Genomic DNA, 15,279 nt, shown 5'->3' on the forward strand with positions numbered 1-15,279 from the left:
GGTGACGGCTCTCGATAGCATCACCCGTGTGACGAGCGATACATCAAAGGCCGGCCGGAAGGCCACCCAGGCCGAACCCACCATCACCGTCGAGCGCGACGGCGACATCGCGATCTTCCGGCTCAACCGCCCCGATCGTCTCAACGCCTTCACGGTGCAGATGGGTGAGGAGCTCCGAGCGGCATTCGACGAGACCGACGCCGACGACTCCGTGCGCGCCGTGGTGCTCACCGGTACCGGTCGGGCGTTCTGCGCCGGCGCCGACCTGGAGGAAGGCGGGTCCACCTTCGACGCATCCTCGGAGGTCGCCGGCGACGAGGTCCCGGCAGACGAGGGCGGCAAACTGACGCTGCGCATGTTCGCCTCGTTGAAGCCGATCGTCGCCGCGATCAACGGTCCGTCGGCCGGTGTCGGCGTCACCATGACCCTGCCCGCCGACGTCCGGATCGCTTCCGAAGATGCCAAGTTCGGCTTCGTCTTCGCCGCCCGCGGCCTCGTCCCCGAGGCGGCGTCGAGCTGGTTCCTCCCGCGACTCGTCGGCCTGCCGACCGCTCTGCAGTGGACGATCGGCGCCAAGATGGTGCAGGTCGACGAGGCGCACGAGCGCGGACTGATCCAGCAGGTCGTGCCGAAGGACAAGGTCCTCGAGACGGCGATCGCCGTGGCGCGCGAGATGACCGCGGGCAGCGCCCCCGTCTCGGCCGCGCTGACCCGCCAGCTGCTGTGGCGGATGGCCGGGGCGCCCAGCCCGCTCGACGCCCATCACGCCGATTCGAAGGCGATCTTCTATCGCGGCCAGTCCGGCGACGTCTACGAGGGCGTCATGTCGTTCCTGGAGAAGCGGTCGGCGACGTACCCGAACACGGTGTCGGAGGACCTCCCCGACATCTTCTGAGTTCGGCCCGGAGGCCGCGAACACACTGTGTTCAGCACGTGAACATCGGCGAACACACGGCTTGAACGGTGGCAGGCTCCGCTGACCGCGGTTATCGTGGCGGACAGCAGGCCAGAAGAGAACTGAGAGGAGGTGGCGCAGATGTCGATCGGTATGGCGGTGTTCGTTCGCGAGTGGCGGATGACCGACCTCGGCTGCCGGTACGGGTTACCAGCCCGAACCCGGTCCGGACCAATCACATCCAGCGTCACCAGTTCCTGAGGTCGTGAACCTCGATGGTCGGCGCGCTCACTCGCCCACGCATCGAGGAGTATCCATGACCATCTTCGTCACGAATGCGGGATTACAGATCCTCGCGCGCGTCACCTGGCGGCGCGCTGCCGTCCTGCTGACCACCGAGGTCGCGCGCAACGTCGAGGGCACCCCCCTGATGCGCGTGGTCCATTCGCCGACGGTGTCACTGCCCATTCACAAGGTGGTGGCGATCAAGCGGGACGCCTATCGCCCGTACGCAGGCAAGACGATGGATTCCTATGCCTCCAATGCGACGATCCTGCGTCGCGATCAATGGATCTGCGCCTACTGCGACGGTCCGGCTGACACGGTGGACCACATCGTGCCGGTATCCCAGGGCGGGCCCAGCACATTCGGCAACCAGGTCGCGGCGTGCAAGTCCTGCAACGGTTTCAAGGCCAACCGCACCCCGCGGAAAGCCGGAATGGCGTTGCGGCACGCCCCCTTCGTCTACGACCCGTGGGCCGTGGACCAGAAAGAGGTCTGGGAGATGTTCACGTTGCATCCCAAGACCGACTGACGGCCCAGAGGGATTCAGGTGGGCAGGGGTTCGGCGCCGCGTTCCTTCAGGAGCATCGACATCTGGCCGATTTCGTTGCCCTGATCGCCGAGCATGTTCAGGGCGAGTTGCTTTGTCGCCGGCCCGGAACGGTCGTCGTTGTACGCACCCTGAGCCATGTCGAGGCCGCCGCGGTGGTGCCGGATCATCAACTGCAGGAACAGTTTCTCGGCCTCGTCGCCACGCAGCGTGGCGAGCCGGCCGAGTTCGTCGGTGCTCGCCATCCCCGGCATGGGTGGGGTGCCGGGCGTCGCCGCCGACGGATGGCCGTGTGTACGCAGATCGTCGTGGGGCATCCATGACTCCGGCGAGTCCGAGGTCAGCGGCAGCCCGAAGAACTGCAGCCAGCCGCGCATGGTCGCACTCTCCGCGGACTGGGCGACGACGAGCTGGTCGGCCAGTCCGCGGATGGTCGGGTCCACATCGGGGGCGGCGAGAATAGTCCGGGCCATGAGCAGTGCCTGATCGTGGTGCGCCGACATGTCCTGTGCGAAGCCGATGTCGGTGGCACTCATCGTCGTCACGTCGTCCCGTGACCCCGGTGACCACACCGAACCCGCGACGACGCCGATCGCCACGAGCAGCACGGCCACCGAGACAAGGCCGGCGATCTGCAACCAGGCGGGGTGATGCCTGTCCGTGTGGCTGTCTGTGGGCCCGCCGGTCATCCGAGGAAGGAATCCTGGTTCGGCGGCGGAGTGTAGACGCGCTTGCTCAACTCGAGCGCGTAGAAACCGCCGTCGGAGCAGGTGGTGAAGATCTTGTTGCCGCGGAACTCGGGTGGCGAGAAGCACCAGTCGGTGGCCATGTCACCGCCCACGACCATGCCGATCCGCGGCCCGATCATCTCGTTCAGCTTGGCTCGCCCGTTCGCGAGAGACATTCCGAGGCTGAAGAACTCGATGGCCGGTACGCCGATGAGCGAGCCGAGCACGTGTGGGGAATTGGGCCGGCTGAGCGCGGTGGCGCCCTTCTGCGCCGGCGGGTTGTAATAGGCGATCTCCTTGATCGCGGACAGGTCGCGGATGTCGAACACACGGATGCCCGATGACTCCCACGCGCAGGCCAATGCCGTCGGATCCTTCGCACGGTCGACCGCGCAGTAGTGCGGGTTGCTGCCGAACAACGAACCGCCCATGGACGACCGGAACTGGGTGTCCTGATGCTCGGGCAGGTTGATCTCGAGCTTGAGTTGAGCGGCGTACCGCGGTGTGTTGACCCGGGAGACGTCGAAGATCTTCACGCCGCCCGAACCGCCCTCATCGGCGGTGATGACGTGCGGTGTACCCCGATAGGTGACCGGGATCGAGTGCTGGTTGATCTGGCCGTCGGGCCACAGATACGCGGCCACATGTGGGACCTGTGGGTAGGGTGCACGCCGTTGTACGGCGCCGATGTCGAGGACCGTGACACCCGCCATGTTCGACAGGTACATGCGGTTGCCGTCGGGCGTGATGCCGAAACCGTGCCCCAGGAAACTGTGCAGACCCTGCCAGATCACCCGCGGATTGCGCGGGTCGGAGACGTCGATCGCACTCAGGTGCCCCGGAGCGACCCCCGAGGCCCAGTACGTCCGGCCGTCGGGCGACCAGCCACCCTCGTGCGAGGTGAACGGGATGGGGTAGGCGATGCCGCCGCCGCGGGCATTGAGCAGCTTGGGACGGGTGCAGTCGGAGATGTCGTAGACCGCGAAGAAGCCGCCACCCCACAGAAGCGGAACCCCGGTCGCGGCGAGCAACTTGCGCTTCTTGTTGACCTTCAGTGTCTCCCAGGTGCCGCCGCGCATCGCGGTGTCGGTGAGCGAGCCCACCACTCGCGGCTTCCGGGGGTCGGAGGCATCGATGACCTGGACGCCCGGCTGGGGTATGAAGTTGTTGCCGGGGAACAGGCTTCCGGTGTAGCTGCAGTGCTCGAACGACGCCGACACGATGCCGCCGCCCGCGCCGGTCACGTTGCCGAGTTTCGTCAGGTTGCAGTGGTAGCCACGCATGCTGCGACCGGACAACCGGTCCTCGGCGCTGACGTCGCCCTGCAGGCCGGGCTCCGGTCGTGAGCCCGGACCGCAATCGGCCTTCGGTACCGAGCTTTCGAAGATGTCCGGGAACCAGTGGTTCGCGGCGGTCGCCGGTGCGGACACCAGTGTCGTCGACACGAGCAGCGCCCCGGCGACGAGGCAGGTGACCGCGTGCAGTCGCCGCCGCATTGTGTGAATACCCCATCGACCTGGCGTCATCGCCCCTCCGATCGTGACCTGAGTCACGCTAACCCGGCGTGGTGAGACGACGGGGCACATTCGTCGAAAGACGCACGTCGGCCGACCGAACGACTCCGGGACAGCCGCGGAACATTCCCGGCCCGCTCCCGCTCCAAGTACACGAACGCAGCAGACAGCCCGCACCGGCGGGCACCACGAAAGGAACACCGATGAGCCCCCAGATCCCTGCAGACGGAATCCTGGTCGACACCGACGACGACGGCTACGCCGACATCGCGGTCGCCGACACCGACTGCGATGGCATCTTCGACACCGCGGTCGACGATCAGGGCAACGTCGAGGTCGGCGACTTCGGCAGCATCGACGGAAGCGACGCCGTCTGATCCAGGGCTCAGTCGATGGCGGGTTCGGGCCCCACCCGCGATCGGCTCCTCCGGTCGGCCGCGAAGGCGAGGAATGCGGCGGCCAGGCATGCGGCCGCGCCGACACCCAACCCCACACGCGGATTCGTGGCCTCGATGATCGCGCCGACGAGCGGACCGCCGATCGGCGTCGACCCCATGAAAGCCACCGACCACAGCGCCATGACCCGTCCTCGCATCCGGGGTTCGGAGTTGAGCTGGAGAGTGGCGTTGCCGGTCGACATGAACGTCACGCTGAGCCAGCCCACCAGGAACAGTGCGCAGATGGCGGTGATCAGGTCCGGTGCCAGCGCCGCCGCGGACATCGTGATGCCGAACCGGAACGCGGCCAGCGTGAGCGGCCGCAGTCCGATGGTGCCGCGCGCCGCGACGACGAGCCCCCCGACGACCGCGCCGACCCCCATAGCCGACGTCATGAAACCGAGAGCCTGTGGCCCACCGTCGAAGACGAAGTCGGCGGCAGCCGTCAGGGTGACCGGGAAGTTGTATGCCAGGGTGCCGACCAGGGCCATGGTGGCGAGGGGAATCCACAGTGACGGTATGCCGCGGACGTAGCGGATGCCCTCGCGCAGCTGTCCTTTCGCGCGGGGGACGGGGGGCTCCTGGGTGATCTTCGTGCCGTCGAGCGCGATGAGCGAGACGACCACTGCCAGGAAACTGACCGCGTTGATCGCGAAACACCAACCCGCACCGACGAGTGTGAGGATGACGCCGGCGACGGCCGGACCGACCGCGCGAGCGGCGTTGACCATCACCGAGTTCAACGTGACCGCGTTGCGGATCAGCGATTGCCCGACGATCTGATGAATGAATGCCTGCCGCGCGGGCTGTTCGAAGGCGTGTCCGAGGCCGAGTAGCACGGCGAGGATCGCCACATGCCACACCGCCACCACCCCGGCGAGCGTGAGTGCGGCGAGCACCGCCGCCAGCAGGCCCATCATCGCCTGGAGGACCGTCAGCAATCGCCGACGGTCGACGCGGTCGGCGATGACACCGGCATAGGGTCCGATCAGGAGAACCGGCAGAGCCTGCAACGCGACGATCAGGCCGAGGACCGACGCCGATCCACTCAACATCAGCACCAGCCAGGCCTGGGCGGTCGCCTGCATCCAGGAGCCGGTCATCGACACGGACATGCCGGCGAAGAAGATCCGGTAGTTGGGCACGTGCAGAGAGGCGAAGACGCTGTCGCGCGGGGTCATCGACGTCCATGCTAGGCGCGGGGCATCACCCCGGCCCGAGCCCCACCCGCGCCGAGTGCTCGCGGAGAACGTCGTCGATGACGTCCATCAGGGCCAGCGGTTGTTCGAGGGGGATGTGATGACCGGCGCCGGGGAACTCGACCACGCGCGCCGGTTCATCGAGCTCGGAGGTGACGATGTCGATCATCGCCGCCGTCACGACACCGTGCTCGCCGTGGACGACGCTGAGGCGGCAGGCGCTCGGCGGCCGCGGCGGGAGATCCGTCAGATCGTCGGCGAACCCGCGGTCGAACTTCCACCGCCACCCGTCGTCGTCGCGGACGACGGACTGCCGGGCGACATGGTCCTTGGCGTAGTCGAGGCTCGCGTGGTCGGGCACGAGGCGGAACCGTTCGAGCGCTGCGTCGAGCGAGGGATAGTGCTTGCTGCGTCGAGGGATGCCTCCCTCGGGCTGGTCGCGCTGGATCTCGTCCAGCATCTCGGCGTCGAGGACGCGCGAGTCGACGAGCACGAGGTCGGTGATCAGGTCGGGGTGGGCGATCGACGTCCGGATGCCGACGAGGCCGCCGAGGCTGTGTCCCACGAGGACCGCGTGGTCGCCCGCCTGTGCGGCCTCGGCGACGGCGGTGACCTCGTCGGCCCAGGTGTCCAGGGTGTAGGAGTCGCGCCAGTCGCTGTCGCCGTGGCCGGACAGATCGAGGGCGACGACGCGACGTTCTCCCGCATACCGCGGCGCGATGTGGTCCCACCAGCCGGCGTGAGCCGCACCGCCGTGGACCAGGAGGAGGCCGGGCGAGCCGGGTTCACCCCAACAGCGGTAGGCGATGCGCGCACCATGGACGGTGACCGACGAGTGCTCGGGCTTCGTCGCGACGGCCGCGCGGAACCACTCCGGGGCCTCGGAGGTGACGTTCGTGCTCATCGACACAGCCTCTCACGCATAGGGTGAGATGAATGCACACATTCAGACACCTGCGATAGTGTCGCCGATGTCGAACGAAGTGCGAGAGACAAGGACGGACTGGCGATGGCACAAACGGTGATCGTGTCGGGCGGCACGGGCGGACTCGGTTCCGCCGTCACGACGAAGCTGCTCGACGACGGTTGGCGAGTGGTGGTGCCGTGGGTCGTCGAAGAGGAGTTGTCGCGGCTTCCCGAGTCCGATCGGCTCGTCACCCTCCGTGCCGATCTGTTCGACGAGTCGTCGGTGGCAGAGGTCGTCGCGACCGCGGCGGGGGAGTCCTCGGCGCCGGTGACCGCGGTGGTCAACCTGGTCGGCGGGTTCGCGATGGGGGAGCGCGTGGACGCGACGCCGGTCGAGGAGTTCGAGCGGCTGCTCCGCCTCAATCTGCGGCCGCTGTATCTGCTGTCCGCGGCGGCGATCCCGAAGCTGATCGAGGCGGGTGGCGGATCGATCGTGGGAGTGTCGGCGAAGGCCGCGTTCGCGCCGTTCTCCGGTGCTGCGGGTTACATCACCTCCAAGGCCGCCGTCTGGGCGTTCATCAGTGCCCTCGCCGCCGAGTACAAGGACGACGCCATCCGGGCCAACGCGATCCTGCCGTCGGTGATCGACACCCCGGGTAACCGGGATAGCCAGCCGGACTCCTCGCGCAAGGGTTGGGTGTCGCCGCAGACGATCGCCGAGACCGTCGCCTTCCTGGTGTCCGACGCGTCCGCCGCGGTGACGGGCGCACAGGTTCCGGTGCCCGGCGTCGGCTGACTGCCGGATCATCCCTCACGCCGGTAGACGATGCGTCCGCGGATCATCGTGCAGTGCAACGCCTCCCGGCCGGACCGCAGTGCTGACTCGAGCGTGTCGTCGAGCAGGACGAGGTCGGCCGGTTCGCCGGTGCGGACCGTTCGTGGCGCTGCGCCCAAGGCGCTCAGCGGCGTCAGGTAACGATCCAACGCCGTCACGCGGTCGAGCTTCTCGTCGGCACCGACCGTGCGGCCGTCCGGGGCGAGACGGTCTGCGGCCGCGGCGATCACTTCCCACGGGTCGACGGGGCCGTACGGTGCGTCACTCGACATCGCAAGCGGCACACCTCGTTCGAGAAGGGATGCGCACCGGTAGAGGTCGGGGACGTCCGAGGCGTCGAGGCGATCCAGATAGTCGTCACCGCGTGCCGCGATGAATCCCGGTTGGGTGACGACGGCGATCTGCGTGTGGCTCAACTCGTCGACGGTCTCGGCGGCGATGATCGCACCGTGTTCGATCCGATCGTCCGGCCGCCGGCCGACCTCGTCGAAGGCGGCGAGGAGCAGCAGGAGGGCTTCCCGGGTCACGCAGTGCGCGGCGACCCCGCGTCCCCGCGAATGCGCGGCGCGGATCCGCTCGCACAGGCTGGGGAAGTCGGGGAGGCCGGAATCGGCCAGCACGATCTTGAACGGGCCGACGGTCACCGTCGGTGGGAGGTCGGGTGTCGTATCGAGTGGGACTCCCAGTAGATGAAGTCGTTGTGGCACAGCCCCGTTCACATGCGATGAGACCAGTGCGTCGAGGGACTCCGTCGACAGTTCCGGCGTGGCGTCGGTGACGCCGGTGATGCCGAGTCGGGCCAGTTCGGAACCGACCTGCGACAGGTCGGGTGGCCGGGAGTGGCCCATCCGCTCACGAAGCCAGTCGTCGGCGCGCCACACGCGTCCGGTCGGTGCGCCGGAGTCGTCCCGTTCGACACCGGGATGTTCGGCGGTCCGCAACCCGACGGCCTCGGCCGCGGCGGTGTTGAGGAACCACACCGCGCCGCTGCGGTGCTGGATGCGGACCGGTCGGCGGGAGTGGAGCCGATCGAGGGTGGCACAATCCAGCAGCCCGGCAACGGTTTCCACGTATCCGACGCCTCGGACCCAGCCGGCGGGGTCGAGATCGGGGGCGCGGTCCAAGGTGGCGGCGAGATCGTCGGAGCTCGTCACCAGCGGCGGACCGCACTGCACCGACGCGGAGGCCGCCGCGAGCGCGTGGAGGTGGATGTGATGGTCGTGAAGGCCGGGGATGAGCGCTCCGCCGTCGCCGTCGATGATCTCGAATCCTCTGGTCGCGCCGCCTGCGAGATCCACGCCGACCGCCGTGATCACACCGTGGTCGACGGCGACGTCGCGGACTCCCGCGGGGAGGGTCACACGGCGGAACAGTGTCGCGCTCACCGGATGATCCCCAGTCCGGCGAGCACCGAGTTCGTGTCCCGTCCCGACGGTGCGGTGTCGGCGGAACCGGCCCGTGCCCGGGGCGGATCGAGTGGGACTGTGCCGGAATCGGTGTCGACGACCCACTGATCGCCGTCGCGGTACGCGGGTGGCGGCGGTGGTCCGCCGAGGGTCGACGCGACCGTGGCGCGCATCGACAGGTCCCACAGTGCGCCGCGACCGGGACCGGGTTCACACATCGCGAGCGCGGCGGCGGTCAGCCCGGACAGCGGGTCGGCGATCGCGTCGCCCACGAACATCAGGCCCGCGTCGTCTTCGGTGACCAGCCCCGCCGACGCGGCGACGTCGTCGCCGAAGCCGATGCGGTCGGAGTCGCGCCCGGCGGCGGTGATGGAGATCCAGGTGGTTCCGGAGGCGACAAAATCCTCGGCGCGCAGGCCGAATCCGCGCAAAGCCCGTGGTCGGGACGCTTCGATCACGATGTCGGCGGCCGCGACGAGTCGTTCCAGCGCGGCGCGTTCGACGTGGAGCGTCGGATCGAGGACGACCGACGCGTGCCCTCCATGCAGCAACCGGTAGAAGTCCTGGTCTCCGCGCCGTGCGCCGTCCGGACGTTGCGGTGTCTCGATCTTCACCACTCGTGCCCCGGCGAGACCCAGCAGGTGTGCGCACAGCGGGCCGGCCCACAGGGCACTGAAGTCGACGACGAGCAGGCCGTCGACCGAACGCGGAATACCATTCGGACGCAACGCGTCACGTGCCTGGCCGGCGATCTCGTCGCCGTGAGCGACACCGCCGCCGGCGATCCCCAACAGGGTGGCGCGTGTGTCGAAATCCGCTCGGGTGTGCTGGGATGTCCACTCGGCGACCGCCGGCCAGACGCTGTCCTCGGTCACCTCGCGTCCGATCAGCGCACCCAGCAGTAGTGGGTCGTCGGGGCGGGCGGAACTCACCGCGACCCAACCGTCGTCGGCGGGCAGGAGGCGCCCTGATCCGCCCGGGGTGAGATCGCCGTGCCGAGAGTGCCCGGTCAGTGCGGCGCGCTCGGCGAGCAGGGTAGCGCCGTCGATGTCGGCGGCGCCGTTGCTCGCCTCCCGAATCCAGTCGCCGAGTTCACGCGCGAGTGTCGCTGCCCGACCCGGCGGGATGAGAGGCGGACCGTCGGATCGGCCGGTGAGATGCGGGATGCCGCTGGCGGCCCAGTCGCGCACCGGATCATGGGACGCATGGCTGGACACGGGCGAAATGCTACCGTCCGCACGTAAAGCTCAGGAGGTTCACCGCCATGCAGACTCGTCGTATCTCGATCGCCGACCTGGCCGCAGCACCGGTCATCGGAGGTGGGGACCTGCTCGGGGACGGTGCCGCCGTCGTGTCGCCGGTCGCGCTGGTGGACCTCGACACCGTGGACGGCGTGACCGACGCCGACCTGGTCCGGGCGGCCGACCGTGCCTCGGCATCGGACGTCATCCTGGTGGGGACGTCCACCAGGATGATCGACGACGAACTGTTCCCTCTGCTGGATGGCCTCGATCTCACGTATGGCCCACACGGCGCCGACCATCGCGCGGTGATCGGCGTCGACGACGTCGAGGCGGCAATCCGGAACTTCACCGACGCGGTCTCACGATGTCCTCAGGCCTCGCTCGTCGCCGCGCAGGTGGTGCGCGCCGCCGAACCGCTCGATCCCGTCCCGGCCATCGATGTCGAATCCCTGGGTTACTCGACACTGCAGGGCGGCGACGAGTTCGGCCGCTGGCTGCAGGAGCGTCGCGCGAAGGGGCGCCCGCTTCCGCCGCCCGCCGTCGACGCGGTGCTGCTCGACCGCGACGGTGACACCCTGCGTATCAACCTCAACCGGCCCGAACGCCGCAACGCCTACGGCACCGCGCTTCGCGACGCACTCGTCGAGGCGCTGCGTCTCGCAGTACTCGACGACTCGATCGGCCACGTCCTCGTCGACGGTGCGGGCAGCTCGTTCTGTGCCGGTGGCGACCTGGACGAGTTCGGACACATGCCCGACGCGTCGACGGCCCACCTGATCCGCACCCGCGGGGGAGCGGGACGACTCGTGGCCGTGCTCGCCGACCGCGTCGAGGTCCGCCTGCACGGTCACTGTGTGGGCGCCGGCATCGAGATCCCCGCCTTCGCAGGCCGCGTCGTCGCCGCCCCGGACACCCGTATCCGTCTGCCCGAGGTGTCGATGGGCCTCATCCCGGGAGCCGGCGGCACCGTCAGCGTGCCCCGGCGCATCGGACGGTGGCGGGCATTGCACCTGTTCGTCACCGGTGCCGAGATCGACGCCGAGCAGGCACTGGGCTGGGGGTTGGTCGACGAGATCGGGGCTGAGTCTGGAGCGTTCCGCGGAACGCTCGCGAAGTCGTGACCTGCGAAACTGTCGGTAGTCGGCGGTAGCTTGTTCGTATATCTGTTCGAACTGGCTGGGAGGTCGGGATGTCTATTACCGCGTTGCGTGGCGAGGGCGTGTCGTCGTTGTTCGACGGTGCGGATCCGGCGTCGTTGTCGGACGAGGTACTCGAGGGGCGGGTGCTCGGCTATGCCGCGCAGATCACCGCGATGACCGCTGAATTCCTCGACCATGTGGCGGAGTTGGATCAGCGGGATTCGTGGCGGGGTCCGGGGATTCATTCGCTGGGGCATTGGTTGTCGTGGCGGGCGGGGCTTTCGCAGCGCACGGCGCAGGAGCAGATCCGCGTGGCCAGGGCGCTGCGTGAACTTCCAGCGGTCCGGCAGATGTTCGGTGAGGGCCGGTTGACGTACTCGAAGGTGCGTGCGTTGACGCGGGTGGCAACCCCGCTTCGTGAGAAGGAACTGGTGAATGTGGCGTTGTCGTGCACGGCGTCGCAGTTGGAGCGGGTTGTGCGGGCGATGCGGCAGATCGACAGCTCGGCCGGCGGTGATGGGGAGCAGCAGCCCGTGGAGTCACGGGGTAGTTGCGAGTGGAACTTCGACGGCACGTTGTCGGTGTCGATGAGACTGGCGCCGTTGGACGGTGCCCGGTTCTTGGCGGGTGTGGTGCGGGCCGAGTACGAGAGGACTCGCACGGTAGGTGATCCGGATCTGCCGGTGTCGGGGAGCGTTCCGCGGAACGCTTCGGACGATCGGCTGGAGACCGTGGGTGCTGCGGATTCGGAGATCAATCCGGCGAACCGGCCGGATCTATGGCGCAACGTGCCGTCGAACCTGGCGCCGGCGGTGGTCGCGATGGCTGATGCGGTCCACGAAGGGATCGGCATGCCGGAGTTGGCGCCCGGTGCGGAGATCCTGGTGCATGCGGGTGAGGGGGTGAGGCCTCACCTGGATGACGGACCCGCGCTGGCGGAGGGGGAGCTGGCGGAAGCGGCGTGTGGGGCGTCGGTGCGGGAAGCGTTGTCGAAGAAGGTGTCTGGTCGACCCGGTAAGCGTGCGTTGTTGGGGTTGGGGCGTAAGCAGCGGACGCCGTCCAAAGCGATGATCCGGGCGCTGTTTCTACGGGATCGGTGCTGCCAGACGCCGGGGTGCGGGCGCACGCGGCATTTGCATGCGCATCACGTCGTGTTCTGGTCCAACGATGGCGAGACCGAGCTCGACAACCTGATTCTGTTGTGCGGGACGTGTCACCGGGCGTTGCACAGAGGTGAGTTCGCGATCAAAGCGCATGGGGGACAGCGGTTCACGTTCTACATGCCGGATGGTTCGGAGATAGGCGTGAGTCCAGATACCAAAGCGCCGGGCGGGTGGACGCCTGACGAACGGATCGCTGCGGATGCCACGGTGCCGGTGGGTGGCGGCAAACTCGACATCGGGTACGCCACCGAGGTGATCTATGCCGTCTGGGAGTGGAAGGAACGCCAGCGTATGGCGACTGCTGCATCTGCGGCTGCGTGACCGGGTGAGTTCATTACGCGACCGTCATTCCAGTTAACACCCGCGTCACATGACCCTTGCTATCGTCAAAACACGACTTCGGTCGCGTTATGAGGATGGACGAGAGGAGGGGTGTGGACATGACCGATGCCGGTTCCGGGCGGGTCTGGGGCACGATCCCGCCTACGCGTCTTCCCGGGGGCCTCCGCAAGAAACCGCTGCAGGAGCGATCCAAGGCGGCGATCAGGAACGTCCTCGACGTTGCGGCTCAGATCGTCCTCGAACAGGGCGTCGACGCCCTTGTCGGATCGCCGACGCTGCTGCTCGAACGATCGGGCTTCAGTAAGGGTTCCTTTTATGCGTTCTTCGAGACCCCCGACAGCGTTCTCGATGAGCTGGCACTCCAGTGCATGCTGGACTCGCGGGAGGAGCAGGCGAAACTCTTCTCCGACCCGGGCTTCGGGACCTGGACGGAGTTCGTCGACGCCCTCGTCGACCAGTACTGCGATTGGTTCCGCATACCGCTCGTTCGTGCCATCTGGGTCGGTCAGCGCTTCACCGCCAATACCCGCCTGCGCGACCGCATCTGGATCGAGGAGATGGCGGTCATGCTCCACGCGGAGTTGTCCGGTTACGAAGGGTGCTTCGAGAATCTCACGCTCACGCAGTGTGAAGTCGTCGTCGAAGTACTGGAACGCTTGGGGCAGGTCGCATTCCGTGACGATCCAGACGGATCTGAGTCGGTGATTGACGAGATGCGAACTCTAGTCCACGGCTATCTGGCCGTCTGTCAATAACTTACAAGAACCCACGTGTGTCTGCGCGTGGGTTCTTGCGTGTTCGCAGTCGGCTGGCATGGTTCCGGCAATTTGACGAGACATTTTGTATGCGAACACTTTTCGATGTTCCTTGGTCAATGCGACACGCGACGCTCACCTCCCTGGAAGCTGTTACTCCCGTGTCACCCCGATTTACGTATCGGACACAAATGAGAACGCATACTCAAGTCGCGACTGAAGTCGCGTTTGGAACCCCGGGCCGATCCCGCCGACGACGTCGCGACCGGCTACCGCGCGAATCGATTCGCGCGCAGAGATTTCACGGACCAGACAACTTCGGACCAAGGAACACGACATGACCATCGAACAGATCAAGGTGCCGCAGGCGGCCGCCGCTACGGCACCTGCGGCGCCGCAGCGCCTACGCGGCGATATGGGCGTCGGCGAGCTCGTGATGAGCGTGCTCGCCTTCTCGGCGCCGCTGACCACGGTTGCCGGCTTCATCCCGGTTCTCCTGCTCTTCAGCGGGTCGAGCGCGCCGGCAATCTATCTCGCAGTGACGGCGCTGCTGCTCGTCTTCTCGGTCGGATTCGTCGCGATGGGCCGGACAGTGCCCAATCCCGGTGGCTTCTACGCCTTCATCACCGCGGGGCTCGGACGATCCGCCGGACTGGGTAGCGCGCTCCTCGCGACGGCCGGTTACATGGCCATCGGGTTCTTCGCGCCGTCGATGTTCGCGATCACTGCCAAGGGCTTCCTCGAGCCACTCGGATTCCCGGAGATCCCCTGGTACGTCTACGGGCTGGGCATCATCGCGGTGACCACCGCTCTCGCCTACCGGCGCATCGACCTGTCCGCCAAGGTCCTGACACTGGTGATGGGGCTCGAGGTCATCGCGGTCGTCGTCTTCGACGTCGCATCGTTCGTCAACGGCGGACCAGCCGACGGCGGTGGCGCAGGATTCACGCTGCCGGCGATCTCCGACAACGCTCTCGGACTCGCGGTCCTGTTCGTACTGGGCAACTTCCTCGGATTCGAGGCAACGGTGATCTACCGCGAAGAGGCCAAGGACGCGGAGAAGACCATCCCGCGCGCGATGTTCATCGCAGTGGCCGGCATCGGCGTGTTCTACGCACTCGCCGCTTGGGCCTACCTGGCCTTCCTCGGTGATGACAAGGCGCAGGCGGCGGCTGAGGCGGACACGGCTGGACTGTTCAACTCCGCCATGCTCACCCTCACCGGGCGCGTCGTCTCCGACATCATCACGGTGCTGCTCATCACGTCGATCCTCGCCTCGATGCTCTCGATCCAGAACGCCTCGGCTCGCTATCTGTTCTCGCTGGGTACCGACGGTGTGCTTCCCGAGAAACTCGGTCGCGTCCACCCGAGTCATCGCTCGCCCTTCATGGCCGCTTCGTTCGTCGGCGCCGTGTGGACGGTACTGCTCGTTGCCTTTGCGGTGATCGGTACCAGCCCGGACAGCCTCTACGCGAAGGCCGCCGGCGCCGGGAACCTCGCGATCATCCTCGTCATGTTCCTTGCGAGCCTGGCAGTGGTGGCCTACTTCTACAAGCGCCGCGCCGTGACCACGCTGTCGAAGTGGAAGACCGTGGTCGCCCCGGTCGTCGCGTCTGTCGGGCTTGGCATCGTCGCCTACCTCGCAGTCGCCAACTACTCCGATCTCCTGGGTGACACCGGCACGGTAACCACCGTCTTCCTGGCGATCACCTTCGGCATCCCGATCGTCGGCTTCCTGTACGCGCGGGTGCTGCGCGGCCAGAAGCCCGACGTCTACCAGCGCATCGGACGCCAAGAGTTCTGAGAACGACTCCCGATCCAGGTCTGCCGCCGGGTCGTGAATGCCCGGCCCGGTGGCGGCCAACCCCTCAACCCCGAAAGGCC

At 67.4% G+C, this 15,279-nt stretch carries 14 protein-coding genes; 8 read left to right on the forward strand and 6 right to left on the reverse strand.

The window, feature by feature from the left end; translation table 11 throughout:
* Positions 1-28: 28 nt before the first annotated feature.
* Both IHQ52_RS06570 and IHQ52_RS06575 read left to right on the forward strand, forming a co-directional pair.
* Positions 29-895, forward strand: a complete 867-nt coding sequence (locus IHQ52_RS06570) for an enoyl-CoA hydratase-related protein (RefSeq protein WP_024500159.1) — start codon at positions 29-31, stop codon at positions 893-895.
* Between the two features lie 316 nt (positions 896-1,211).
* Positions 1,212-1,709, forward strand: coding sequence for an HNH endonuclease (locus tag IHQ52_RS06575; RefSeq protein ID WP_006435784.1), 498 nt, complete (start codon positions 1,212-1,214; stop codon positions 1,707-1,709).
* Between the two features lie 14 nt (positions 1,710-1,723).
* Here IHQ52_RS06575 and IHQ52_RS06580 read toward each other — a convergent pair whose 3' ends face one another.
* Positions 1,724-2,416: a DUF305 domain-containing protein gene (locus IHQ52_RS06580; protein ID WP_096273061.1), complete on the reverse strand. Its 693-nt coding sequence runs from the start codon at positions 2,414-2,416 to the stop codon at positions 1,724-1,726.
* Positions 2,413-3,951 carry an LVIVD repeat-containing protein gene (locus tag IHQ52_RS06585; protein ID WP_198362488.1) on the reverse strand — a complete coding sequence of 513 codons (1,539 nt, stop codon included), beginning with the start codon at positions 3,949-3,951 and terminating at the stop codon, positions 2,413-2,415. Before IHQ52_RS06585 ends, IHQ52_RS06580 begins: the two co-directional genes overlap by 4 nt.
* Before the next feature lie 221 nt (positions 3,952-4,172).
* Here IHQ52_RS06585 and IHQ52_RS06590 point away from each other — a divergent pair, with 221 nt between their 5' ends.
* Positions 4,173-4,346 carry a hypothetical protein gene (locus IHQ52_RS06590; RefSeq protein WP_198362489.1) on the forward strand — a complete coding sequence of 58 codons (174 nt, stop codon included), beginning with the start codon at positions 4,173-4,175 and terminating at the stop codon, positions 4,344-4,346.
* Between the two features lie 8 nt (positions 4,347-4,354).
* On the opposite strand, the gene IHQ52_RS06595 is transcribed toward IHQ52_RS06590, so the two are convergent.
* Positions 4,355-5,587 (reverse strand): MFS transporter, encoded by a 1,233-nt coding sequence (locus IHQ52_RS06595; RefSeq protein ID WP_096273063.1) that lies wholly within the window; start codon positions 5,585-5,587, stop codon positions 4,355-4,357.
* Positions 5,588-5,612: 25 nt separating this feature from the next.
* Entirely contained in the window at positions 5,613-6,509 is an 897-nt protein-coding gene (locus IHQ52_RS06600) for an alpha/beta fold hydrolase (protein ID WP_096274894.1), read from the reverse strand.
* 105 nt (positions 6,510-6,614) lie between these two features.
* Here IHQ52_RS06600 and IHQ52_RS06605 point away from each other — a divergent pair, with 105 nt between their 5' ends.
* Complete coding sequence (locus tag IHQ52_RS06605; protein ID WP_096273065.1) at positions 6,615-7,307, forward strand: SDR family NAD(P)-dependent oxidoreductase; 693 nt, start codon at positions 6,615-6,617, stop codon at positions 7,305-7,307.
* An 8-nt stretch (positions 7,308-7,315) separates the two neighbouring features.
* Here the strand turns inward: IHQ52_RS06605 and IHQ52_RS06610 are convergent, their stop codons facing one another.
* Both IHQ52_RS06610 and IHQ52_RS06615 read right to left on the reverse strand, forming a co-directional pair.
* Positions 7,316-8,731, reverse strand: coding sequence for an amidohydrolase family protein (locus tag IHQ52_RS06610; protein WP_096273067.1), 1,416 nt, complete (start codon positions 8,729-8,731; stop codon positions 7,316-7,318).
* Positions 8,728-9,969, reverse strand: a complete 1,242-nt coding sequence (locus IHQ52_RS06615) for a CoA transferase (RefSeq protein WP_096273068.1) — start codon at positions 9,967-9,969, stop codon at positions 8,728-8,730. The genes IHQ52_RS06610 and IHQ52_RS06615 overlap by 4 nt, the downstream gene beginning before the upstream one ends.
* Before the next feature lie 47 nt (positions 9,970-10,016).
* Between IHQ52_RS06615 and IHQ52_RS06620 the strand changes: the two genes are divergently transcribed.
* The 4 genes from IHQ52_RS06620 (at position 10,017) to IHQ52_RS06635 (ending at position 15,199) form a co-directional block, all read left to right on the forward strand.
* The gene (locus tag IHQ52_RS06620; RefSeq protein ID WP_096273070.1) at positions 10,017-11,117 is read left to right on the forward strand and encodes an enoyl-CoA hydratase/isomerase family protein; all 1,101 of its coding nucleotides are present in this window, start codon (positions 10,017-10,019) and stop codon (positions 11,115-11,117) included.
* A 68-nt stretch (positions 11,118-11,185) separates the two neighbouring features.
* Complete coding sequence (locus IHQ52_RS06625; RefSeq protein ID WP_096273072.1) at positions 11,186-12,619, forward strand: HNH endonuclease; 1,434 nt, start codon at positions 11,186-11,188, stop codon at positions 12,617-12,619.
* Positions 12,620-12,738: 119 nt separating this feature from the next.
* The gene (locus IHQ52_RS06630) at positions 12,739-13,395 is read left to right on the forward strand and encodes a TetR/AcrR family transcriptional regulator (protein ID WP_157753361.1); all 657 of its coding nucleotides are present in this window, start codon (positions 12,739-12,741) and stop codon (positions 13,393-13,395) included.
* 337 nt (positions 13,396-13,732) lie between these two features.
* The gene (locus IHQ52_RS06635) at positions 13,733-15,199 is read left to right on the forward strand and encodes an APC family permease (RefSeq protein ID WP_198362490.1); all 1,467 of its coding nucleotides are present in this window, start codon (positions 13,733-13,735) and stop codon (positions 15,197-15,199) included.
* Positions 15,200-15,279: the final 80 nt, after the last annotated feature.

Origin of the sequence: Gordonia amicalis (assembly GCF_022059885.1) — a bacterium.
Classification (GTDB): domain Bacteria; phylum Actinomycetota; class Actinomycetes; order Mycobacteriales; family Mycobacteriaceae; genus Gordonia; species Gordonia amicalis.

Coding starts and splice junctions, on each gene's coding strand:
- IHQ52_RS06635 (WP_198362490.1), top strand. CDS start 13,733: ATGACCATCGAACAGATCAAGGTGCCGCAGGCGGCCGCCGCTACGGCA.
- IHQ52_RS06630 (WP_157753361.1), top strand. CDS start 12,739: ATGACCGATGCCGGTTCCGGGCGGGTCTGGGGCACGATCCCGCCTACG.
- IHQ52_RS06605 (WP_096273065.1), top strand. CDS start 6,615: ATGGCACAAACGGTGATCGTGTCGGGCGGCACGGGCGGACTCGGTTCC.
- IHQ52_RS06620 (WP_096273070.1), top strand. CDS start 10,017: ATGCAGACTCGTCGTATCTCGATCGCCGACCTGGCCGCAGCACCGGTC.
- IHQ52_RS06585 (WP_198362488.1), bottom strand. CDS start 3,951: ATGCGGCGGCGACTGCACGCGGTCACCTGCCTCGTCGCCGGGGCGCTG.
- IHQ52_RS06595 (WP_096273063.1), bottom strand. CDS start 5,587: ATGACCCCGCGCGACAGCGTCTTCGCCTCTCTGCACGTGCCCAACTAC.
- IHQ52_RS06600 (WP_096274894.1), bottom strand. CDS start 6,509: ATGAGCACGAACGTCACCTCCGAGGCCCCGGAGTGGTTCCGCGCGGCC.
- IHQ52_RS06590 (WP_198362489.1), top strand. CDS start 4,173: ATGAGCCCCCAGATCCCTGCAGACGGAATCCTGGTCGACACCGACGAC.
- IHQ52_RS06580 (WP_096273061.1), bottom strand. CDS start 2,416: ATGACCGGCGGGCCCACAGACAGCCACACGGACAGGCATCACCCCGCC.
- IHQ52_RS06575 (WP_006435784.1), top strand. CDS start 1,212: ATGACCATCTTCGTCACGAATGCGGGATTACAGATCCTCGCGCGCGTC.
- IHQ52_RS06625 (WP_096273072.1), top strand. CDS start 11,186: ATGTCTATTACCGCGTTGCGTGGCGAGGGCGTGTCGTCGTTGTTCGAC.